The sequence below is a fragment of the Azospirillum endophyticum genome (assembly GCF_016595245.1).
Taxonomy (GTDB): Bacteria; Pseudomonadota; Alphaproteobacteria; order Azospirillales; family Azospirillaceae; genus Azospirillum; species Azospirillum endophyticum.
In genome coordinates, this window is sequence record NZ_JAENHM010000003.1 from 1 (window position 1) to 22341 (window position 22341).

19 protein-coding genes and 1 pseudogene are annotated in these 22341 nt (G+C 69.8%); 7 read left to right on the top strand and 13 right to left on the bottom strand.

The window, feature by feature from the left end; all coding sequences use genetic code 11:
- A pseudogene (locus tag JHL17_RS00640) lies at positions 1–119 on the bottom strand (IS5/IS1182 family transposase); the annotation flags it as partial.
- Between the two features lie 706 nt (positions 120–825).
- Positions 826–1311 (bottom strand): transposase, encoded by a 486-nt coding sequence (locus tag JHL17_RS00645; protein WP_200190126.1) that lies wholly within the window; start codon positions 1309–1311, stop codon positions 826–828.
- Here JHL17_RS00645 and JHL17_RS00650 point away from each other — a divergent pair.
- From JHL17_RS00650 to JHL17_RS00665, 4 genes are all read left to right on the top strand, one after another.
- A complete protein-coding gene (locus tag JHL17_RS00650; protein WP_345773725.1) occupies positions 1304–2245 on the top strand; it encodes an ABC transporter ATP-binding protein in 942 nt (313 codons plus the stop codon). The two genes, JHL17_RS00645 and JHL17_RS00650, sit on opposite strands and share 8 nt — an antisense overlap.
- The gene (locus tag JHL17_RS00655; RefSeq protein WP_200190127.1) at positions 2229–3245 is read left to right on the top strand and encodes an ABC transporter ATP-binding protein; all 1017 of its coding nucleotides are present in this window, start codon (positions 2229–2231) and stop codon (positions 3243–3245) included. Before JHL17_RS00650 ends, JHL17_RS00655 begins: the two co-directional genes overlap by 17 nt.
- Before the next feature lie 22 nt (positions 3246–3267).
- Positions 3268–3816, top strand: coding sequence for a carboxymuconolactone decarboxylase family protein (locus JHL17_RS00660; protein ID WP_085557434.1), 549 nt, complete (start codon positions 3268–3270; stop codon positions 3814–3816).
- A gap of 132 nt (positions 3817–3948) precedes the next feature.
- The gene (locus JHL17_RS00665; protein ID WP_200190128.1) at positions 3949–4986 is read left to right on the top strand and encodes an aldo/keto reductase; all 1038 of its coding nucleotides are present in this window, start codon (positions 3949–3951) and stop codon (positions 4984–4986) included.
- 56 nt (positions 4987–5042) lie between these two features.
- Here JHL17_RS00665 and JHL17_RS00670 read toward each other — a convergent pair whose 3' ends face one another.
- From JHL17_RS00670 to JHL17_RS00720, 11 genes are read right to left on the bottom strand one after another with little or no spacing between them, the layout of a single operon-like run.
- Complete coding sequence (locus JHL17_RS00670; RefSeq protein ID WP_200190129.1) at positions 5043–6029, bottom strand: ketopantoate reductase family protein; 987 nt, start codon at positions 6027–6029, stop codon at positions 5043–5045.
- On the bottom strand, positions 6026–7693 hold the full coding sequence (locus tag JHL17_RS00675) for a rhodanese-like domain-containing protein (RefSeq protein ID WP_200190130.1): 1668 nt from the start codon (positions 7691–7693) through the stop codon (positions 6026–6028). Before JHL17_RS00675 ends, JHL17_RS00670 begins: the two co-directional genes overlap by 4 nt.
- Entirely contained in the window at positions 7690–8484 is a 795-nt protein-coding gene (locus JHL17_RS00680; RefSeq protein WP_200190131.1) for a class II aldolase/adducin family protein, read from the bottom strand. Before JHL17_RS00680 ends, JHL17_RS00675 begins: the two co-directional genes overlap by 4 nt.
- Positions 8481–9503, bottom strand: coding sequence for an ABC transporter ATP-binding protein (locus JHL17_RS00685; protein WP_200190132.1), 1023 nt, complete (start codon positions 9501–9503; stop codon positions 8481–8483). The genes JHL17_RS00680 and JHL17_RS00685 overlap by 4 nt, the downstream gene beginning before the upstream one ends.
- Complete coding sequence (locus JHL17_RS00690; protein WP_200190133.1) at positions 9500–10516, bottom strand: ABC transporter ATP-binding protein; 1017 nt, start codon at positions 10514–10516, stop codon at positions 9500–9502. The genes JHL17_RS00685 and JHL17_RS00690 overlap by 4 nt, the downstream gene beginning before the upstream one ends.
- Positions 10517–10519: 3 nt before the next feature.
- On the bottom strand, positions 10520–11413 hold the full coding sequence (locus JHL17_RS00695) for an ABC transporter permease (protein ID WP_247893228.1): 894 nt from the start codon (positions 11411–11413) through the stop codon (positions 10520–10522).
- Positions 11410–12393: an ABC transporter permease gene (locus JHL17_RS00700; protein ID WP_200190134.1), complete on the bottom strand. Its 984-nt coding sequence runs from the start codon at positions 12391–12393 to the stop codon at positions 11410–11412. The genes JHL17_RS00695 and JHL17_RS00700 overlap by 4 nt, the downstream gene beginning before the upstream one ends.
- 25 nt (positions 12394–12418) lie before the next feature.
- Positions 12419–13255 (bottom strand): SDR family NAD(P)-dependent oxidoreductase, encoded by an 837-nt coding sequence (locus JHL17_RS00705; protein ID WP_200190135.1) that lies wholly within the window; start codon positions 13253–13255, stop codon positions 12419–12421.
- Positions 13256–13280: 25 nt separating this feature from the next.
- The gene (locus JHL17_RS00710) at positions 13281–14669 is read right to left on the bottom strand and encodes an LLM class flavin-dependent oxidoreductase (protein ID WP_200190136.1); all 1389 of its coding nucleotides are present in this window, start codon (positions 14667–14669) and stop codon (positions 13281–13283) included.
- Positions 14666–16051 (bottom strand): LLM class flavin-dependent oxidoreductase, encoded by a 1386-nt coding sequence (locus JHL17_RS00715; RefSeq protein WP_200190137.1) that lies wholly within the window; start codon positions 16049–16051, stop codon positions 14666–14668. Before JHL17_RS00715 ends, JHL17_RS00710 begins: the two co-directional genes overlap by 4 nt.
- A gap of 9 nt (positions 16052–16060) precedes the next feature.
- Complete coding sequence (locus JHL17_RS00720) at positions 16061–17707, bottom strand: ABC transporter substrate-binding protein (RefSeq protein WP_247893229.1); 1647 nt, start codon at positions 17705–17707, stop codon at positions 16061–16063.
- 400 nt (positions 17708–18107) lie between these two features.
- Between JHL17_RS00720 and JHL17_RS00725 the strand changes: the two genes are divergently transcribed.
- The 3 genes from JHL17_RS00725 to JHL17_RS00735 all read left to right on the top strand — a co-directional run bounded on the left by JHL17_RS00725 (position 18108) and on the right by JHL17_RS00735 (position 22338).
- Positions 18108–19448, top strand: a complete 1341-nt coding sequence (locus tag JHL17_RS00725; protein WP_247893230.1) for an LLM class flavin-dependent oxidoreductase — start codon at positions 18108–18110, stop codon at positions 19446–19448.
- A 68-nt stretch (positions 19449–19516) separates the two neighbouring features.
- The gene (locus JHL17_RS00730; protein WP_200190139.1) at positions 19517–21145 is read left to right on the top strand and encodes an ABC transporter substrate-binding protein; all 1629 of its coding nucleotides are present in this window, start codon (positions 19517–19519) and stop codon (positions 21143–21145) included.
- A complete protein-coding gene (locus JHL17_RS00735; protein ID WP_200190140.1) occupies positions 21142–22338 on the top strand; it encodes an acyl-CoA dehydrogenase family protein in 1197 nt (398 codons plus the stop codon). Before JHL17_RS00730 ends, JHL17_RS00735 begins: the two co-directional genes overlap by 4 nt.
- Positions 22339–22341 lie beyond the last annotated feature (3 nt).

Genomic DNA, 22341 nt, shown 5'->3' on the forward strand with positions numbered 1-22341 from the left:
ACCCAGATCGTCAGGTCACCCCGCCGGCGCAGCGCCGCATCGTAAGCTGACCAGTTCTCCATACGGTACCGGACCTTCGGGATCTTGTGGCGGCAGCTCTCGCTCATTTTGTATGGCATCGCAGGCTCGGCTTCAGCGGGGCCGCTTTCGCACACCACCGGCCCGGCCATTTTGCACCAACGTCTACGGCCGGCAGTGATCCGCCCGCTCGCGGCGTCCAGGCGGCGCCGCCCGAGCCAGGTGGAAGTGTCGTTTCACCCTACCGAGGACCGGCGGGTCGAAGGAATTGGCATTCAACCGCTACGATGCATTCGGACGAATGCCAACCGATTGGTTCGGCTTCGTTTGTCCGGCAAACCTTCATCCCAAGGGTTTGCCGGACAATCTCCTCTTGGTTGTCCAGATGGGCCCCCCCTTGCGCTGTCCTCGGCCTGGAGTCGCTCCCGCGGTGATGACCTAACCAACCTCAGCAACCACTACATAGAGGGCGAGGCACCTGGAGGCGACGCCACCGATCTCCCGCGGGATTCTCGGTCGAAGACATGGACGTTGGGGCGCCGCGCGCAAGCCCGTACTAGGCGGATCAGAAGGCGCACGCCTGGGCAACGTTATAGGCCACCTTCACTCCATCCGGCGGCGCCCCAGCGGGATCCACCGGCTTCAGCCCCTGTTCAGCGTACAGCTGGGCCAGATCCTCGACGCTCGTCCCCGGAGCGGTCCAGCCATACGGCGCATGCGGCTCGCCGCGACCGAAACGCTCCAGCGCCGCCCAGCGTGTTGCAGGGAGGCTCGGCGGACCGAGAAGCTTCCTTTCCCGGCTTCTGCTCACGCGGCGCGGACGGAGTTCGGGCGTCCAAGGTCGAGCATGCGGTTAAGGACCTCCACGGCGATAGCGATCTCGGTTGTCTGCGCCGCAGCGGTGTGGGAGCGCAGGGTGCTGCCGATGATGCGTTTCCAGCGCCCGATCTGGGCCTCCACCAGCGCGCGCAAATTGTATCGGCTGTGGCGTTGCCAGTTCAGCCGCCCAATTTCGGCGATCTGCTGAAGGTGCCGGTCACGCTGCGTCGGCGCGGTTTCGGCGGTGTCGCTGAGCACGGCGCCGACGCGCAGCGGCACCACAACCGCAGCCTCCGGATGGCGCGCCTGCATGTCGGCGTAAACACACAGACAGTCGTAGGCACCGTCGCCCAGGAAGGCGGCGATCGGGTCAGCCACCTGATCCAGCAGTGGCCCGACCTGTGCGGCGTCATCGACGGCCCGGTCGGTCAGGGCCGCAGCGACAATCCGGCGCAGCCTGCTGGCGGTGCGCAACCTGTCCTTCCAGGTGGCGCGCGGCGAGACGCTGGCCATCGTCGGAGAGTCCGGCTGCGGCAAGTCGATCACCGCGCTGGCCCTTCTCGGCCTCTTTCAACCGCCGGGCCGCGCCGAGGGCAAGGCGATCCGGCTGGAGGGACGCAACCTGTTGGGGCTCGGCCCCGAGGCTTTGCGCGATGTCCGTGGCCGCCGGATCGCCATGGTCTTCCAGGAGCCGATGACCACGCTCAACCCGGTGCTGACCATCGGCGAACAGATCGTCGAAACCATCCGCGACCATGAAACGGTGAGCCGCCGCGAGGCCCGCGACCGCGCGCTGACGCTGCTGGAGCGCGTACACATTCCCGACCCGGTCCGCCGCTTCGGCGAGCACCCGCACCGGCTGTCCGGCGGAATGCGCCAGCGGGTGGTGATCGCCATGGCGCTGGCCTGCAACCCGGCGGTTCTGGTCGCCGACGAGCCGACGACGGCGCTCGACGTCACCATCCAGGCGCAGATTCTCGACCTGATCGACGAGCTGAAGCAGGGCGGCATGGGCGTCGTCCTCATCACCCACGATCTGGGCGTCGTCGCCGGCCATGCCGAGCGGGTGCTGGTGATGTATGCCGGCCGCAAGGTCGAGGAGCGCGCCGCCACCGACCTGTTCGCAACCCCGCTGCACCCCTACACCCGCGGCCTGATCGCCGCCCGCCCGCGCCGCCGCGTCGAGGGCGGGGAGCGTCCCCGGCTGGTCGAGATCCCCGGCACCGTGCCGTCGCTGGCGGCGATGCCGCCGGGCTGCGCCTTCGCCCCGCGCTGCGCGCTGGCGACGGAAGACTGCACCGTCGCCGAACCGCCCCTGACATCGTTGGAAGACGGGCAGGTCGCCTGCCTTCGCGTCGGAGACTTCCTTGCCCCAAGCCACAGCCTTCCCCATGTCCGCCTCGCCTGACACCGTGCGGCCCGATGCGGGGCAGGGAGACCCGCTGCTGGCGGTCGAGGACCTCGTCGTCCGCTACGACACGCCGCAGGGTGTCGTCCACGCGGTGGACGGGGTGTCGCTGACCGTCGGGCGGGGCGAGACGCTCGGCCTCGTGGGCGAGTCAGGCTGCGGGAAATCGACGCTCGGCCGGGCGATCTTGCGGCTGATCGAGCCGGCGTCCGGCCGCATCCGTCTGGACGGCGAGGATCTGTCCGGCAAGAGCCGGGCGGCACTGCGCCCGATCCGGCGCAAGTTGCAGATGGTATTCCAGGACCCGTTCGGCTCGCTCGATCCCCGCTGGACCGTTGGGCAGCTGCTCGCCGAACCACTGCACGTCCACGGCATCGGCCGGCGGTCGGAGCGGCGTGACCGTGTCATCGACCTGCTCGCCCGCGTCGGCTTGCCTGCGGATGCGGCCTCGCGCCATCCGCACGAGTTTTCCGGCGGCCAGCGCCAGCGGATCGGCATCGCCCGCGCGCTCGCCCTGTCGCCGGCCCTGGTGGTCTGCGACGAGCCGGTGTCGGCGCTCGACGTCTCGGTGCAGGCGCAGATCCTCAATCTGCTGGACGATCTGCAACGCGACCTCGGCGTCGCATTCCTGTTTATCAGCCACGACCTGTCGGTGGTCGAGCACATCGCCGACCGGGTCGGCGTGATGTATCTCGGCCGCATCGTCGAGACCGCCCCGCGCGCGGCGCTGTGGCGGCGTCCGCTGCACCCCTATACCCGGGCGCTGTTCGATGCGGTCCCCGATCTGGACCGGCCGGCGGAGCGGCGGACGCGGGCGGCGCTGACCGGCGACCTGCCCAGTGCCTTCGCGCCGCCGGCCGGCTGCCGTTTCCACACCCGCTGCCCCCTGGCGGTCGAGCGGTGCCGCCATGAGGCGCCATCGCTGCGTGCCGTCGGCGACCCGGACCACCTCGTCGCCTGTCACCTTGCCGAGCCCCCGTCCAAAACCGATCTTGCCTGATCCGACAGAAGGAACCGTTCCCATGGCCCGTGTCCGCAACATCGAAATCGAGGATGTCAGCGGCGAAGCCCGTGCCGTCTACGAGCGCATCCAGCGCGACTACGGCCCCTTCGGCAACATGCTGCGCGTCTTCGCCCACCGCCCGCCGGCCTTGCGTCATGTCTTCGGGTTGCTGCTGGAGTCCGCATCCGACGCGGTGATCTCCAAACGGCATCTGGAGATCGTGCTGGTGACCGCATCGAAGGCGGCAGCCTGCGCCTACTGCGTCGCGCACCATGCCCCGCGTCTGGTCGAGCAGGGCCTGCCTGCCGCGACGGTGGAGCGGATCCTCGATCCCGACGTGCCGGGGCTCGACCCGGTGGACCGTCTGGTCCGGGACTATGCGGCGCAGGTCACCCGCGACCCGGCGCGGGTGAGCGACGCCCTGTTCGCCCGTCTGCGTGAGCATTTCAGCGAGGAGCAGGTGGTCGAACTGACGCTGCGCACCGCGCTCTGCGCGTTCTTCAACCGGTTCAACGAGGCGCTGGGCATCGAGATCGAGGAGGACGCCCTAACGCTGCCGCTTGCCTGAATGGCGGGGCGACTGTTCCACTGGTCTCGGCGCAGGGGTCGGTAGCAACAAGAGCGTACAAGACTGCCTGCCGGGGGGCTGCCGGCCGGGGGTCCGCAGGGTCAGGCTTCCAGCCAAGGGAGATTTGGGGACATGGTCGATTACCGCAATCTTGGCCGCAGCGGACTGAAGGTTCCGCCGCTGGCGCTGGGCACCATGATGTTCGGCGGGCAGGCCGACGAGGCGACTGCCCACCGCATCATCGCGAAGGCGCGGGCTCAGGGCTTCACCTTCATCGACACGGCCGACGTCTATCATCGCGGCGCGTCGGAGCGGGTGGTCGGAAGCGCGGTCCGCGGCGACCGCGACGCCTGGGTGCTGGCGACCAAGTTCGCCAACCCGATGGGGGAGGGGCCGAACAGCAGGGGCATTTCGCGCAAGTGGATCGTCGAAGCGGTGGAGAATAGCCTGCGCCGCCTCGGCACCGACTACATCGACATCGCCTATATCCACCGGGCGCCGCTCGACGCTCCGCTGGACGAGGCGGTGCGGGCGATCGCCGACCTGATTCGGGCCGGCAAGCTGCGCTATTTCGGCGTGTCCAATTTCAGCGGCTGGCGGATCGCCGAGATCGTCCATCTGGCCGACGCCCACGGCATCGACCGGCCGGTGGCGAGCCAGCCGCTCTACAACATCGTCGACCGCAAGGCGGAGGTGGAGCAGCTTCCGGCTGCGGGCCATTACGGGATCGGCGTCGTCTCCTACTCGCCGCTCGCCCGGGGCGTGCTGACCGGCAAATATGTTCCCGGTGCGGCGCCGGCGCCGGACACCCGGGCCGGCCGGGCCGACCGCCGCATCCTCGAAACCGAATGGCGCCCGGAATCCCTGGCCATCGCCCAGGAAATCCAGCGCCATGCCGCCACCCGCGGCATCTCCGCCGCCGATTTCGCACTGGCCTGGGTGCTGAACAACAGGGTGGTCACCGCCGCCATCGCCGGCCCCCGCACCGAGGAACAGTGGGACGCCTATGTACGGGCGCTCGATTACCGCTTCACCGCCGAGGACGAGGCGCTGGTCGACCGTCTGGTGTCGAGGGGTAATGCGTCCACCCCCGGCTACAACGACCCCGGCTATCCGGTCGAGGGCCGCGTCCCGTTCGTCCCGGCGGCAGGCGGTCCGGCGCCGGACTGACGGACCGCCNGACCGCCTGCCGCCGATGGCGATGCCAGAAAGGACCTGCGCCACCGTCACCGGCGCAGGGACCGGTCCAGGCCGCGCAGGATCGGCAGGACGATGTCGATGACCGGCGTCGGGACGGACCGCTCCCTGGCAAAGGCCTGCACTTGGCCGAGCAGGCATTCGATCTCGGTGGCGCGGCCGTGCAGGACATCCTGCAACATGGATGGCCGGGTTTCCGACCGCGTGGCGGCCCACCTCATCGTATCGTCGGCATCGACGTGCTGGGTCAGATCATAGCCGAGCGCCCGGGCGGTGTCGGCCACCTCGCCGGCGATGCGCCGCCCGAGTTCGGCCAGCTCGGGGTCGGCGGCCCGGTCCTTCGCCGACAGTCGGGTAAGGGCGGCCAGCGGGTTGCCCGGCGCGTTGACCAGCAGCTTGAGCCAGATGTCGGTCCGGATGTCGGTCGACAGCAGGGCGGGCATGCCGGCGGCGGTGAACAGTTCGACCAGTCCGCGGGCGCGCGGGCTGTCGCCGCCGTCGGGTTCGCCGATGGTGAAGCGGCTGTGCGCGCCGTGGATGACGACCCCCGGTTCGACGATCTCGTTGGGCGACATCACGACGCCCCCCAGCGCCCGCGCCGGCCCGACCTGTCGCCAGAGCGCGGCATCGGGATCGAGCAGCGGCAGCGGACCGCCGCCCTCCCGCAGGCCATAGTTCCACCACCACGGGATCCCGTTCAACAGGAAGACCGCGACCCCATCGGGAGCCAGCAGCCGGGCGAGCGCGCCCGCCGCCGGCGGTAGGGCCGGCGCCTTCAGCGTGACGACGACGATGTCCTGCGGCGGCAGGATCGACGGGTCGTCGGTCGCCACCGGCACCGCGACGCGGAACTCTTCCCGGCTGCTCCGGAAGGTGAGGCCGCGCTCGCGCATCGCGGCCAGATGAGGACCGCGCGCAACGACGGCGACGCCAGGGATACCGGCGCGCAGCAGCCTCGCCGCCACATGGCTGCCCACCGCGCCCGCCCCGAAGATGCAGATGCGCGGGCCGGTCATCGTACCGCTGCCGGTCCGATGCGGAAGCCGGCGGCTTCCGGCGTGCCGACGGCCCCCGGCAGCGACAGCTCCCAGTCGAGATAGGCGCGCGACGCTTCGAGGTTGCCGCTGTGGCGGTCATGAAGCCAGAACAGATGGTCGATGCGGTCGGCATCGGCAGGCTCGGACGGCGACGTGACGACCGCAAGCCCGGCGGCCGTCCAGGCCGCCTCGCCGCCGGGAAGGACCGCGGCCGGAATGCCGGCCTCTTCGAGATCCAGGGCGAGGAGATGGGCGGTCACCGGATCCCGCCCGGTCACCACGACCCCGGCCGCGCGGTCGAACCGGTCTGGCGGGCCGAGGCGCGAGCGGTTGGCCCAGAGCGCTCCCGCCGGGTGGGAGCGGCGGTAATCGCCGCTGGAATCCGAGAAGAGCAGAGCCGCACCGCGCCGCAGCCGGTCGCCCGCCTCGTCGGCGGAAAGAACCTTCGCCCGCGGTGGGGCGGCGGGCACCGCATGGGCGGCAGGCGGGGCGGTCCCCGACACCAGTCCGGGCAGGACCAGCGCATCCCAGCCGAGCTGGCGCAACCAGTGCGCCGTCACGGTGGCGCGCACACCGTCGTCGTCGGTCAGCACGATCCGTGCCCCGCGGGTGGCCGCCCATTTGTCGAGCGCCTGCACCAGCTGCCCGCCCTGGGCGGACGGAACCCCCTCGGCATGCCCCCCGGCATGCTCGGTCGGCAGGCGGACGTCGAAGAGATAGGTGGTTCGGGCGGGATCGGCACGCAGCCGCTCCAGCGCGGCGCGGTCGATCACCGGGACGGCGAAGCGCCGGGCAAGGTCGGCGGCGTGCCGCCGCGCCGTTTCGCGGGCCTTCGGCCCCACCGGCGGCCGGGGCGGAAGCGGGGTGTCGCGCTCCAGCTCGAAGCCGGCGAGGCGCCAGCCCTGGGTTCCGCCCGACAGGGCGACCACGCGGTTGGGAATGCCGGCGTTGATCAGCGCCTGGGCGCCGATGATGCCCCGCGTCCGTCCGGCGCAGGAGACGACGACGAGACTGTCCGGCGATGGAACGAGGTCGGCGAAGCGGTGGACGATCTCAGCACCCGGCGCGCTGACGGCGCCCGGCACGTGGAAACGCTCGAACTCGTCGGCGGTGCGGCTGTCGAGGATCACCAGATCGGCCCCGGCCCGGACTAGCCGGTCGAGTTCAGCCGCCTCGATGTCAGGCGTATGATAGGCATGTTCGACGCATTCGGCGAAGGCCTTGCCCGGCACGTTGACGCTGGGGAAGAGCGGCAAGCCGGCGGCGGACCAGGACTCCACCCCGCCGGACAGCACATGGACGCCGGTATAGCCGAGCGCCGAGAGCCGGCTGGCCGCCTGCGCGGCGGCCGGTTCTTCGGCCAGCAGGACGATGCGGGTGTCGGCGCGCGGGACGAGCGCGGCGATGTCGAACTCCAGCCGGCTGAACGGAATGTTGACGGCGAGAAGCGGGTGCCCCTCGCCGAAGGGGCCTTCCTCGCGCAGGTCGAGGAAGGCGATCTCGCCGCCGTCCTCCAGCCAGTGCAGAAGCGTCCGGGGATCAATGCCGGTCGTCCCGGCCGGCGTCTCAATCGGCGTCTGGGCCGGGGCGTGGGGGAAGGCGGTCACGGCGGTGCCCTTTCGGTCGAAGGCGGGGACGGTCATTCGCGGTAGCCGGGGTTCTGGCGGTCGAGCAGCCGCTTCAGGGCGCCGAAATGTAGCTCGTGGCCCGACGGCACGCCGGGGGCCAGCGGGCCGCCGGTGATGGTGGCGTGGACATGCGCGACCATCTCGCCGGGCAGTTCGCGCAGCGGCTTGCCGGTCCATTGGGCGAAGAGCTGCACCCGCGCCGCCCGCTCCAGCGTATAGAGCCGGTCGTAGGCTTCCGAGACGGTCCGGCCGGCGACCAGCACGCCGTGATGCGCCATGATCAGAATGGTCTTGTCGCCGAGGATGTCGGCCAGACGCTCGCCCTCGGCCGGGTCGCGGGCGAGGCCGGTGTAGTCGTCGTCATAGGCGATCTCGGCGATCAGCTGGGCCTCGGTGTGCCCGATCGGCAGCAGCCGCTGGTCCTGCAACCGGGTCAGCGCACTAGTGTAGGGCATGTGGGTGTGGAACAGCGCGGCGTGCTGCGGCTTGCGCCGGTGGATGGGGGCGTGGATGCAGAAGGCGGAGCGCTGGAGCGGTCCCCTGCCGTCGAGCAGGCGGCCGTCGTAATCGACGGTGAGCAGGTCGCCAGCCCTGATCTCCGACCAGTGCAGCCCGAGCGGGCTGACATAGAAGCGGTCGTCATGTCCCGGCACCGCCAGGGTGAAATGGTTGTAGATGCCCTCGCTCATCTCCTGGATCACCGCCAGGCGCTGGGCCGCGGCCAGATCGACGCGGGCCTGCTTTTGCTCCGCCGTCTCGAAAGTCGGATCATGCGCGGGGACGGGCTTGCCGGTGACGGCGTTCATTGGACGGTGTCCTTTTGCAGGAAAGGGGGAAGGGACGGGGCTGCCGCGCCATCTGGCCCGCCATCGGGCGCGGTATGGAGATGGCAGGCGACCGCATGTCCGGGGGCGATCTCGGCCAGCCGCGGAGCCTGCTCGCGGCACAGGCGGGTCGCGAAGGGGCAGCGGCCGGCGAAGCGGCATCCCGGCGGCGGATCCTGCGGCGCCGGCAGGTCGCCCGGCAGCAGCCGGGTCCGGTTCAGCCCGCGCCGTTCCGGGTTCATGCGCGGAACCGCGGCGATCAGCGCCTGGGTGTAGGGGTGGGCCGGTGACCGCCACAAGGCCGTGCGGTCGGCGATCTCGACGATCTGGCCGAGATACATCACGGCGATCCGGTCGGCGAGATGCTGGACCACCGAAAGGTCGTGGCTGATGAACAGGTAGGCGATCCCGCGGGACGCCTGCAGGTCGGCCAGCAGGTTGAGGATCTGCGCCTGCAGCGAGACGTCGAGCGCCGACACCGGCTCGTCGCAGACGATCAGGCTCGGTTCCAGCATCAGGGCGCGGGCGATGGCGATGCGCTGGCGCTGGCCGCCGGAGAATTCATGCGGCAGCCGGTCCACCATCTCGGGGTGCAGCCCGACCTGGGCCATGACCTCGCGCACTCTGTCGCGCCGCTCGCTCCGGTCGCCGCGGCCATGCACCGCCAGCGGCTCCTCCAGGGCGCGGCGGATGCGCTGGCGTGGGTCGAGCGAGGCCGCCGGATCCTGGAACACCATCTGGAAGCGGCGGCGGTGCGGGCGCAGGTGGCCGCCGCTCAGCCGGCCGATGTCCACGCCGTCGAGCCGGATGGCGCCGGAATGCGGATCGACGATCCGCATGATCGCCTTGCCGAGCGAGGATTTGCCGCAGCCGGACTCGCCGACCAGACCCAGCGTCCTGCCGGCGTGCAGGGTGAAGGACACGCCGTCCACCGCCATCAGGGATCCGCGCCGGGTGGCGTAGCGGACACGGAGATCCTCGACCTCGAGAAGCGCGCTCATTCAGCCGCCCTCCATTGGCTGCGGTCGGTCCATCGCGGGACCTGTCGGGGCGTCCAGGCCGGCAGCTCGACCTTGTGGCAGGCGACCGCCGCCCGCCCGTGCCGCTGCAAGGGCGGAACAGTGGCGCAGCCGGCGTCGGCGTCGGCGCAGCGCGGAGCGAAGGCGCAGCCCGGCGGGATGGCGCCCGGCAGGGGCACCAGGCCGGGGATTTCCTGCAGCCGCTGCCGCGGCGGCGGCTCGCCCAGCGTCAGCCGCGGCTTGGCCCCCATCAGCCGGCGGGTGTAGGGGTGCAGCGGGGCGGCGAACAGGCCGGGCGTGTCCTGCTCCTCGACCTTGCGTCCGGCATACATGACCAGCACGCGGTCGGCGGTTTCGGCAACGACGCCGAGGTCGTGGGTGATGAGGATCAGCCCCATGCCGAGGTCGCGGCGCAGCTCGTCGAGCAGGCAGAGGATCTGCGCCTGGATGGTGACGTCGAGCGCCGTCGTCGGCTCGTCGGCGATCAGCAGGGAGGGGTTGGCGGCGATGGCGATGGCGATGGCGACCCGCTGGCGCATGCCCCCCGAGAAGCGGTGCGGATGGTCGTCGAGGCGGCGATGGGCGTCGGGAATATGGACGAGATCCAGCAGCTCCGCCGCCCGCGCCCGCGCCGCCCGGGCACCGAGCGGGCTGTGGGCGCGCACCGCCTCGGCGACCTGTTCGCCGACGGTCAGCACCGGATTGAGCGCCGACATCGGGTCCTGGAAGACGATGCCGACGCGGTCGCCGCGCACGGCGCGCATCCGCGCCTCTGGCAGGCCGGTCAGGTCCAGCCCGTCGAGCCGCACCCGTCCACCGATCCTTCCCGGCGGCGCCACCAGCCGGGTCAGCGCCAGGGCCGTCATCGACTTGCCGCAGCCGGATTCACCGACGATGGCCAGCGTCTCGCCGGCTTCGACCGAGAAGGACAGCCGATCGACGACGACGGCGTCGCCGAAACGGACGGTCAGGTCTTCGACCTCGAGCAGGCTCATGGGTCACCTCACGGGGGTGCGGGGATTGAGGAGGTCGTTCAGGCCGTTGCCGATCAGCATGAAGCCCATGACGGTGAGGAAGATCGCGCCGCCGGGAAGCGCCGTCATGTACCAGGCGGTGCGCAGCATCGGCCGGCCGGCGCCGACCATGCTGCCCCAGCTCATGCCGTTGGGGTCGCCGAGACCGAGGAAGGACAGCGAGGCGTCGGACAGAATCGCCTGGGCCACCAGGATCGATGCGGCGACCACGACCGGCGCCAGGCTGTTCGGCAGGACATGGAGCAGGACGATCCGCCCATGCCCCATGCCCAGCGTGACCGCGGCGTCGACATAGTCGAGCCGTCGCACCCGAACCGCCTCCGCCCGCACCAGCCGGGCGATTTGCGGCCAGGCGGTGATGCCGATGGCGAAGCTGATGCTGGCGGTGGTCGGCCCGAGGATCACCACCAGGATGATGGTAAAGAGCAGGCTCGGCATGGTCTGGAACAGTTCGCTGATCCGCATCAGCACGTCGTCGACGGCGCCGCCGAAATAGCCGGCCAGCACGCCCGCGGCGATGCCGACCAGCAGCGCCAGCGCCGCCGCGGCGATGCCGACGGTCAGCGAGGTGCCGGCGGAATGGGCCATCGCCGCCGCCATGTCGCGGCCCAGCATGTCGGTGCCGAGGGAGAAGCGGGCGTCGATGCCGGGCCAGGTGCCGGCTGGGCCGGCCATGTCGCGCGGATCGCCCGGATAGAGCAGGCCGGCGGAGAGGGCAACGGCGACGACGGTGGCCAGCAGCAGCAGGCCGACCAGCAGCGCCCGCGAACCGCGCAGCCGGCGGAGCCCCGGCGTGCGCATCAGGCGCTGGAGGATGCCGCCCGGCATCCCGCCATGGGTCGGGGCGGACAGGCTCATTGACGGACCTCCACCCGAGGGTCGAGCGCCGCATAGAGCAGGTCGACCGCCAGATTGACGACGATGACGATGAAAGAGCTGCACAGGAAGATGCCGAGCAGCAGGTTGACGTCGCGCGAGAACACCGCCTCCTGCGCCAACCGGCCGAGGCCGGGCCAGCCGAAGACCGTCTCGACCACCACCGTGCCGCCGAAGATGGCGCCGAGCTGCAGGCCGGTGACCGTCACGATGGGCAGCAGGGCGTTGCGCAGAACGTGGCGGATCACCACGCGGGCCTCGGTCAGCCCCTTGGCCCGGGCGGTGCGCACGAAATCGAGCCCGTAGACCTCCAGCATCGCCGAGCGGGTGATGCGGACATAGATCGACAGGAAGAACAGGCTGAGCGTCACGGCCGGCAGCACCAGATGCCGGCCGATGTCGAGCCACTCGTCCCAGCGACCGCGGTAGTCCGCCCCCACCGTCACCATGCCGGCCGACGGCAGCCAGCGCAGCTCGATTGAGAACAGCACGATCAGCATCAGCCCGACCCAGAACAGCGGGGTGGCGAAGCCCATGGTGGAAACCACCGAGATCGCCTCGTCCAGCAGGCTTCCGCGCGACCGCGCCGCCACCACGCCGAGGAGCACGCCGATCAGGAGCGCGAACAGGATCGCGGTCAGCGACAACAGGATCGTCGCCGGAAGGCGTTCGAGGATCAACTCGCCCACCGGCATGCCCTGGCGGAAGGAATAGCCGAGGTCGAAATGCAGGATGCCCTGGATGTAGTTCAGGAACTGGAGGTGGACCGGAATGTCGAGCCCGTAGAGCCGGCGCAGGTTCTCCATGAACTCCGGCGTCGCCGAGCCGGATTCTCCGGCGATGACGTCGGCGAGGTCGCCCGGCGTCAGCTTCAGCAGCAGGAAGTTCAGCAGCACGATGGCGAAGGCCATCGGCAGTGCCTGGACCAGCCGGCGGAAGACGTAGCGCAGCGATGTCGGCATGGCGTTCTCCGTCCTCGGGCGGCCGCTACAGGGCCAGGCTCTGACCGCCATCCACCGCGACCAGCGCGCCGACCACGTAGCTCGCCCGCTCGCTGGCCAGGAACAGCGCCACCTCGGCGATCTCGTGGGCCTCGCCGTAGCGGCGCAGCGGCGTGGCGGCGGCACCGGCGGCCAGCGCCTCGTCGCGGCTGATGCCGAGGCGCTTGGCCTCCAGGGCGAGGTTCTGCTCGATGCGGTCGGTCAGGGTGAAGCCGGGATTGATAGCGTTGATGCGGATGCCGTAGGGCGCGTATTCGCGGGCGAGCCCCAGCGTCGACAGCAGCAGGGCGGCGTTGGCGGAGCCGCCCGGCAGATGGGTGCCGGAGGGAATCCGGCCGCCGGTGCCGACGATGTTGACGATGGCGCCGATCTGGCGGGGCGGAGGCAGCCGGGTTTCCGCCCGGCCATCCGCCCTGGCCCCGGCCCGTCGCCGGAAGCTCTTGAGCACGGCGTCCTGGGCGTGGATGTAGGGGAAGAACTTGGCGTCCAGCCCGGCCTTCCAGGCGGCGGCGTCGAGTTCCTCGGCCGGGGTGCGCTTCGCGGCGCCGGCGCTGTTGATCAGCACCTCGACCGGGCCGAAGGGGCGTTCGGCCTCGGCGACGGCACGGGCGGCCTCGGCGGCGTCGGCGAAATCGGCGGCGACCGTCGCGACCTCCAGCCCGTCGGCGGCCAGGGCGGCCTGCGCGGCGGCGAGATTGTCACGGCCGCGCGACGCGATGACCACGCGCGAGCCTTCCCGGGCGAAGGCGCGGGCGGCGGCGAGGCCGAGCCCCTTGCTGCCGCCGGTGACGAGGACGACCTTGCCGGCAAGGGCGAGATCCATGGCGAAACTCCTATTGGGCTGGCGGTCAGGCTGTCGGGCCGGGATGGCGGAAGGCGTGGCCGGGATGGCGCGGCGAAAGCCGGGCGCGGCCGGGACCGAACAGCTTCTCGCGCAGGGGGCCGGGGCTGTATTCGGTCTTGTAGACCCCGCGGTCCTGCAGTTCGGGCACCAGCAGGTCGACGATGTCGGTCAGGTTGGCCGGCTCCACCACGCGGGTGAGGTTGAAGCCGTCGGCGCCGGCCTCGACCCAGGTCAGCAGCTCGTCGGCCACCTGCGACGGCGTGCCGACGATGAAGGGGCCGCGCCCGCCGACCTCGCCGAAATCGGCGAGGTCGCGCACGCGCCAGACGCGGTCTGGGCTGCGCAGGGTCATCGCCTCGATCTTCGACTGCATGCCGTTGCTCTTGACGTAGCGCACCGGATCGTCGGGGCCGTATTGCGAGAAGTCGATGCCGGTCCAGCCCGACAGCAGGGCGAGCGCGCCGCGGGTGTCGAGATGGCTGCGGTACTCCTCGTACTTGTCGCGCGCCTCCGCCTCGGCCGGGGCGACGATGACGGTGGCGCCGACGAAGACCAGCAGATCCTCCGGGTGCCGGCCATAGGCGGCGGCGCGGCGGCGGATGTCGGCGGCGGCCTCCGCCACCGCGGCCCTGCTCTGGTTCATGAACACGCATTCGGCGTGGCGGGCCGCGAACTCGCGCCCGCGGCCCGAGGTGCCGGCCTGGTAGAGCAGGGGGGTGCGCTGCGGCGAGGGTTCGCTGAGATGGATGGCGTCGAGGTCGAAGAAGGTGCCGTGATGGGTGATCCGGTGGACCTTCTCCGGCCGGACGAAGACCCGGCCGGCCTTGTCGCGAACCGCGGCACCGTCCTCCCAGCTGCCTTCCCACAGCCGGTAGGCCAGTTCCAGGAACTCGTCGGCGCGGTCGTAGCGCTGGTCGTGCTCCCGCACCCCGCCGTCGCCGATTGCCCGTGCGGCGCTTTCCAGATAGCCGGTGACGATGTTCCAGCCGACTCGCCCCTTGGTCAGGTGGTCGAGCGTGGAGAAGCGGCGGGCGAGGTAATAGGGCTGCTCGTACCCGACCGAGGCGGTGACGCCGAAGCCGAGATCGCGGGTCGCCGCGGCCATGGCGGAGATCAGCACCGACGGGTCGTTGCTCGGGATCTGGGCGCCGGCCGCCAGCGCCGCGTCCGGCGTGCCGGCATAGACGTCGTAGACGCCGGAGACGTCGGCCAGGAAGATGCCGTCGAGCTTGCCGCGCTCGGCGATGCGTGCCAGCTCGATCCAGAAATCGAGGTCGGTGTAATTGGCGCAGCGGTCCTTCGGATGGGTCCACAGGCCGGCCCAGGAATGGCCGGGCGCGTTCATGTGGAAGGCGTTGAGACGGATTTCCTTTTGGCGGGTCCGGCCGGTCATGCCGCGTCCTCCGCCGGCAGGTGCCGGAAGGCCGCCGCCGGATGCGGGGCGCTCAGCCGGGCTCGCCCGGGGCCGTAGAGCTTCTCGCGCAGCGTGCCGGGGGCGTAGTCGCGCTTGTAGGCGCCGCGGCGTTGCAGTTCCGGCACCACCAGATCGACGAAATCGACGTAGCTGTCCGGCGCCACCGCATAGGCGAGGTTGAAGCCGTCGGCGCCGACCTCCTCGACCCACGACTGCAACTCGTCCGCCACCTGGGTTGGCGAGCCGACGATCACCGGTCCCTGCCCGCCGATGCCGGCATGGCGGGCGATCTCGCGCAGGGTCCAGGAGCGGTTGGGATCGGCGGTGGTGAAGGCCTCAATGGTGGAGACCACGCCGTTATCGCGGTCCTCGAAGCGCAGGACCTCGTCGGGATCGCGCCCGGCGAGATCGATTCCGGTCCAGCCGGAAAAGAGCACGAGGGCGCCTTCGTGGCTGATGTAGCTCTGGTAGTCCGCCAGCTTGGCCTTCGCCTCCCGTTCGGTCTCGCCGGTGATGACGGTGACGAGCGGGAAGAACAGAAGCTCGGCCGGGTCGCGGCCGTTCTCGGCGGCGCGGCGGCGCACGTCGCGGACGACGGCGCCGGCCACCGTCTTGGTAGGGGCGGCCAGGAAGATGCCTTCGGCGTGCCGGGCGGCGAACTGGCGCCCGCGCTGCGACCCGCCGGCCTGGAAGAGCAGAGGCGTGCGCTGTGGCGACGGTTCGGTCAGGTGGATGGCGTCGAGGCGGTAATGCTCCCCGTCGTGACGGACGCGATGCACCTTGGCGGGATCGGCGAAGATGCCGGCCTCGCGGTCCCAGAGGACCGCACCGTCCTCCCAGCTGCCCTCCCACAGCTTGTAGACCACCTCCATGAATTCGTCGGCGATGTCGTAGCGCCGGTCGTGGCCGATGATGCTGCGCCCCAGCCCCTTGGCGCCGGCCGCCGACTTGCCGGTGACGATGTTCCAGGCGAGCCTTCCGCGGGTGAGCTGGTCGAGGGTGGACAGCCGGCGGGCGAACAGATAGGGCTGCTCGAAGGACAGGTTGCCGGTGACGGCGAAGCCGAGGTCGCGGGTGGCGTGCGCCATCGCCGGGATCAGCAGGATCGGGTCGTTGGTCGGCACCTGCGAGCCGTGGCGCAGCGCCGCCTCGATCCCGCCGCCATAGACGTCGTTCACCCCGATGCCGTCGGCGAGGAAGACGGTGTCGAACCTGCCGCGCTCCAGCGTGCGCGCCAGTTCGACCCAGTAGCCGAGATCTTGGTAGGAGGTGGAGCGGTCGCGCGGGTGCCGCCACAGTCCCGGCGACTGGTGGACCGGCCGGTTGACGACGAAGGCGTTGAAACGGATTTCCTTGGCCATGCGTTCCTCTCAGGCCGACAGCCAGGCGTCGGCGAGCGAGGCCAGCGCCGCATCGGGGGCCTGTGCCAGGCCCCGGAGTTTCCGGCTGTGGATGGTGACGTGCCGCATTTCGGACAGCGGCAGGATCGGCAGATCGGTCATGGCGATCGCCTGCAACTCGCCGAACAGCGCCTTGCGCTTTCCGGCGTCCGGCTCGACCTGGAGCGCCTTGATGACGCGGTCGGCCTCCGGGTTGTCGTAGCCGGTGTTGTTGGAGGTCGGAACCCCCCGGACATGGTTGGTCGACAGCAGCAGCCGCGGCAATCCCATCTCGGGATCCATCATCACGGCAACGGTGTTGCTGTCGATGTCGTAGGCGTAGTCGGTGTAGACCCGCCTGGTCCAGCTCGGATAGTCCTGGCCGCGCAGGACGAAGTCGATGCCGACCTTCTTCAGGTTATTGCGGATGTATTCGCCGGCATCCCGATAGGTCTCGCCGAAGGGCAGATAGTCGTGGGTGACGGTGAAGCGGATGCCGTTCGCCCCCCGTAGCAGGCCGGCCTCGTCAAGCAGGGCTTCCGCCCTGCCGGGATCGTAGTCATGGCGCGGGACGTCGGGATTGTGGAACCGGGTGAGCTGCGACGGCACGGGGCTTACCGCCGGCTTGCCGAAGCCGTACCAGACCGTGTCGATCAGCCCCTGGCGGTCGATGGCATGGGCGATGGCGCGCCGCACCCGCAGGTCGGCCAGATGCGGGTTCGACAAATTGAAATCGAGCAGGAAGACGTGGGACTGGAAGGCATAGCCGCTGGTGCTGACCGCCAGCGCCGGGTCGTCGCGGAGCCGGGCGACGTCGGCGAGAGGGACCGCGGTGAAGGGAGCATAGTGGATCTCGCCGGTCTCCAGGGCCACCGCCCGCGACGCGGCATCGGGAATAATCCGGAAGACGAGGCGGTCGAGGTGGGGCTTGCCCTCGTCCCAGTAGCCGGGATTGCGTTCCAGTACGATGTGCTGGCCCTTCCTCCACTCCTTGAAGATGAAGGGGCCGGTGCCGACCGGCGCGTTGTTCCTCGGATTCTTCAGGATGTCGGTGTTCTCGTACAGGTGCTTCGGCATCACCTGCGATTCCGCCGCGTTCAGCGCGCTCAGGATCACCGGGGCCGGTGCCGAGAGGCGGAAGATCGCGGTGTGCGGATCGGGCGTCTCGACGTCGAGCAGGGCGGCGAAGGTTACCCGGCCGCGGGCATGAAGCTTCTTCCACAGCTCCAGCGCGCTGAACCGCACGTCGGCGGCGGTGAAGTCCGCGCCATCATGCCATTTCACCCCCTTGCGTAGCCGGAAGAGGATGCTGCGGCCTCCGTCCGACACCTCCCAGGATTCGGCCAGCGCGGGCTGCGGCAGCATCTCCTCGTCGTAGCGCAGCAGCCCGTCATAGACGTTCGCACTGACCGAGGCGTTGGCATAGTTGTTGTTTACCGCGCTGGCGAGTGCCGTCGGTTCCGGCTGGATGACCGCCACCAGGGTACCGCCGCGCACCGGCTGCCCGGCGGCGGGAACCGCTGCCGCGGACGCCACTCCTCCCGGCAGTCCCAGCGCGGCGAGCGCGATGAAGGCCCCCTGCGAGAAGCGGCGGCGCGAGACCGCCGGAAGCGGCGATCGTGAGGGATTCTTGAGCAACGCGGCCTCTCCCGGCCGGCATCGGCCGGCCTCTGTCCTGATGGCGTTGAGAGCGATCTTGCGGCTGGCGTCCGGCCGGACCTGACACTGTCCGCCTGGTCCGGATCCGCCCGGCGAGGGTGGCTGGAGGGTGTCCAGTGCTTTCCGCCCGTCTGGTTTCTACCCTTACTCATTTTTGTCTATAAGATCCATAGACAAAAATATCCCGGTATGTGATTTTATGTATAACAACGATGGACATGCGTAAAACATGTCCGGATTTCCAGGCTTTCCCGTGGAACCGGGGGGCCTGCGTGCAGCCCGACCACCCAGCGCCGCACCCCCGTCCTGGCCGTCCGCAGCCCCTCTGCCGTGTTCCGTCTTCCGTCCCAGCGCCATGCGCCATCCAGCGAGAGCCGCCATGAGCCCCCCGAGACAGCTGCACCTGAATTTGAACTTCATGAATGCCGGTTCCTACAGCTCCGCCTGGCGACGGCCGGAGAGCGAGGCGGCGGACTTCATCGACCCAGCCTTCCTCGTGCGCCAGGCCCAGATCGCCGAGCGGGGCACCTTCGACGCCGTCTTCCTCGCCGACAATCCGGCCCTGCCTGACCGGCCGGATCTGCGGCCCTACCAGGCCCTGGAGCCGACCGTCGTGCTGGCGGCGATGGCGGCGGCGACGACGCACATCGGGCTGATCGCCACCCTGTCGACCACCTACAACGAGCCCTACAACGTGGCGCGCCGCTTCGCGTCGCTCGACCATGTCAGCGGGGGCCGGTCGGGATGGAACATCGTCACCACCGCTGAAACCGGCACGGCGCGCAACTTCGGTCTCGACGAGGTGCTGCCCCATGACCAGCGCTATGCCCGCGCCGTCGAATTCGCCGATGTCGTGACCGCCCTTTGGGACAGCTGGGAGCCGGACGCCCTGGTCGGCGACAAGGAAAGCGGGCGCTTCATCGACGGTTCCCGCATCCATCCGATCGACCATCGGGGACGCTACTTTTCCGTACAGGGGGCGCTCAACGTTCCGCCTTCGCCGCAGGGCCGGCCGGTCATCGTCCAGGCCGGTGGGTCGAGCGACGGCCAGGACCTCGCCGCCCGCCATGCGGATCTCGTCTTCTCGGTCGCGCACAGCCTTGATGAGGCCAGGAGCTTCGCCGACGGCTTGCGGGCCCGGCTGCTGCGTGCCGGCCGGGCCCCGGCCGAGGTGGTGATCTGCCCCGGTCTGGTTACCATACTGGGCAGCACGGAAGCCGAAGCGAAACGGCGCGAGCGGGAGCTGTGGGAGAGCGTGCCGATCGATTATGGGCTTGCGCGGCTGGCCCGCACCCTCAACGTCGATCCCGGCCGGCTGAAGCTGGACGAGCCGCTCCCCGCCGACATCCCGTTCCCGGAGAATCACAGCCAGACCTTCTTCAAGGGAACCGTGACGCTCGCCCAACGGAACGGATTGACGGTGCGCGATCTCGTCAAGGCCCAGGGCGGCGGCGGGACCCAGCACCGCCTGGCCGTCGGCACGCCGGAGCAGGTGGCCGACGGGATCGAGGCGTGGTTCCGCTCGGGCGCCGTCGACGGCTTCAACATCATGCCGGACGTCACCGCCTCCGGCCTGAAGGTCTTCGTGGAGGAGGTCGTTCCGCTGCTGCGCAGGCGCGGGATCTTCCGCGAGGCCTACAGCGGACGAACACTGCGCGACCATCTGGGATTGCCGCCGCCGTCCGTCCGGCATCGTCGACCGGCGGCGGCCACGGCCTGATGCCGGTCCCGCAACGCCAGACTTTCACACCCAGACTTTTACACCGCCCAATCCAGAAGGAATCGACCATGGTCCTCGTCCGTGGGCGCCCCGCCGCGCGCCCATTCGTCCGTCCGTTCGCCCTTGCCGCCCTGGCCTTCGGACTGGCGGCGCTCCCGCTCCAGGCCGGGGCGCAGCAGGCCGCGGCGCCGGTGCGCGGCGGTACGCTGATCGCCACGATCGAGCCGCAGCCGTCCGTCCTCACCACCGCCTTCAACAACCAGTATGCCAACGCCGCCCTGTCGACGAACGTGTATGACGGGCTGTTGAGCTATGCCGAGGATCTCTCGGTCCGGCCGAGCCTCGCCGAAAGCTGGGAGGTCGCGCCCGACGGGCTGTCGATCACCTTCAAACTGCGGCACGGCGTCAAATGGCATGACGGGGTCGAATTCACCTCGGATGACGTGAAGTTCAGTGCGCTGGAGGTGTGGAAGAAGACGCACCCGCGCGGGCGGTTGACCTTCGCCTCGCTGCAGGACGTCGAGACGCCGGACAGATACACCGCCGTCTTCCGCCTCTCCGCACCGTCGCTGGTGATCCTGAGCGCCTTGAACGCGGCGGAATCCCAGATCCTGCCGAAGCATGTCTTCGAGGGCGCGCCGATCCAGACCAACCCGGCCACCTCCCGGCCGGTCGGGACCGGCCCCTTCCGCTTCAAGGACTGGAAGAAGGGCCAGTATGTCGAACTGGAGCGCAATCCGGATTATTGGGACGAGGGCAAACCCTATCTCGACCGGGTCATCTTCAAGGCCATCCCCGACACCGCGAGCCGCGCCGCGGCGCTGGAAACCGGGGAGGTGCAGTACGCACCCTACGACGCGGTGCCGTTCGGCGACGTCGCCCGGCTGCGCAAGGATCCGAACCTGCGGTTCGAGACGCGCGGCTACGATTACCATTCGCAGTTCTACATCCTGGAATTCAACCTGCGGAACCCGATCCTGGCGAACGACAAGGTCCGCAAGGCGGTCGCCCACGCGGTCGACAAGGCGAAGCTGGTGGAAACCGTGTGGTACGGGCTGGGCAAGCCGTCGACCGGGCCGATTCCGGCCAGCGTAAAGACATTCTACACGCCCGACGTCCAGCGCTACGAATTCGACGTCGCGGCGGCGAACCGGCTGCTCGACGAGGGCGGCTATCCACGCAAGGCCGACGGCATCCGCTTCGCGCTCAACCTCGACTTCACCGCGGTCGGCGACGTGACCTCCCATTCGGCCGAGTTCATCCGGCAGAACCTGAAGGCCGTCGGTATCGACGCGAAGCTGAACAGCACGGACGATCCGACCTACCTGCGCAAGGTCTACAAGGACTACAGCTTCGATCTCAACCTGTTGCAGATTTCGCCGCTGATCGATCCGCAGATGGGGCTGTTCCGGCTTTACTGGACCAAGGCCCAGGCGCCGGGCGTCCCTTACGTCAACGCGTCCAGCTATTCCAGCCCGGCGATGGACGGCATCATCGAGGCGATCCGCGTCGAGAGCGATGCGGACAAGCGGAAGCTCCTGTTCCACGACCTCCAGCGTCAGGCGATGAACGACCTGCCGCTGGTGCCGCTGTTCGACATGCAGCACTTCACCTTCTACAACCGCAAGGTCCACGGCATCAACACGACCCCGGACGGTGCGATCTCGTCGTTGAAGAACGTCTGGATCGAGCGATGAGCGGCCCTCCCGTGCGTGACCGCGCCGCGCTCGTCGAACTGTCGGCCGAATTCGGCCGGCGCTTCGCCACGGGCGCCGCTGCCCGCGACCTCGAACGCCGGATGCCGTTCGAGGAGATTTCCGAACTTGCGCGCAGCGGCCTGCTGGCGGCCCGCGTGCCGGCCGCCTATGGCGGGCCGGAGGTGAGCATGGGCGAGTTCGCCCAGATCGTCCTCAACCTGTCGAAGGGCGATCCGAACATCGCGCAGTCCGCCGCCGCGACCTTTCCCAACGTCGAGAAGATCCGCATCTACGGCAGCGAAGCGCAGAAGCGGCGCTATTTCGGCCTGCTGCTGGACGGCCGGCGGCTCAACGGCAACGCGGCGGCGGAGCGCGGCGGCACCCGCATCGGCGACATGGCGACGCGGATCGTCTCCGACGGCGGCGGCTATCGGCTCGACGGGCGCAAATACTACACGACCGGCAGCCTGTTCGCCGAATTCACCCTGGTCACGGCTCTGCTGGAGGGCGGCCGGGCGGCGGCGGTGGTTCCGGTCGACCGCGCAGGCGTCACCGTCATCGACGATTGGGACGGGATGGGGCAGCGAACGACGGCGAGCGGCACCATGATCTTCGAGAATGTCCGGCTCGATGAGGGCGAGGTCATGCCGATCCCCGATTACGGCCGCCGCCGCACCTACGAAGGCGCTTTCGCCCAGCTTCTGCATTCGGCCCTCGACACCGGGATCGCGCTGGCGGCGCTGGAGGACGCCGTCGTCTATGGGCGGACCCATGCCCGTCCGCTGCCCGAGGCCGGGGTCGGGCTTGCGGTCGAGGACCCTTACGTCCAGTACACCGTCGGCGAGATGGCGATCCTGGCCCATGGCGCCGAGGCGCTGGTCGGGCGCGCCGCGGCGGTTCTGGACGAGGCGGTCCGCCTGTTCCACCGCGATGGCGCCGCCGACCGGCCGCTCGGCGAGGCCTCGGTCGCCGTGGCCGAGGCGAAGTTCGCCGCCAGCGAGGCGTCGGTGAAGGTGAGCGAGATGCTCTACCGGATCGGCGGGGCATCCGCCACCTCGCGGGCGCTCAACCTCGACCGCCACTGGCGCAATGCGCGCACCCATACCACCCACGATCCGGTGGCCTACAAGGCCAAGGCAATCGGCAACTTCTACCTCACCGGCGCGCTGCCTCCAATCAACACCAAGATCTGACCT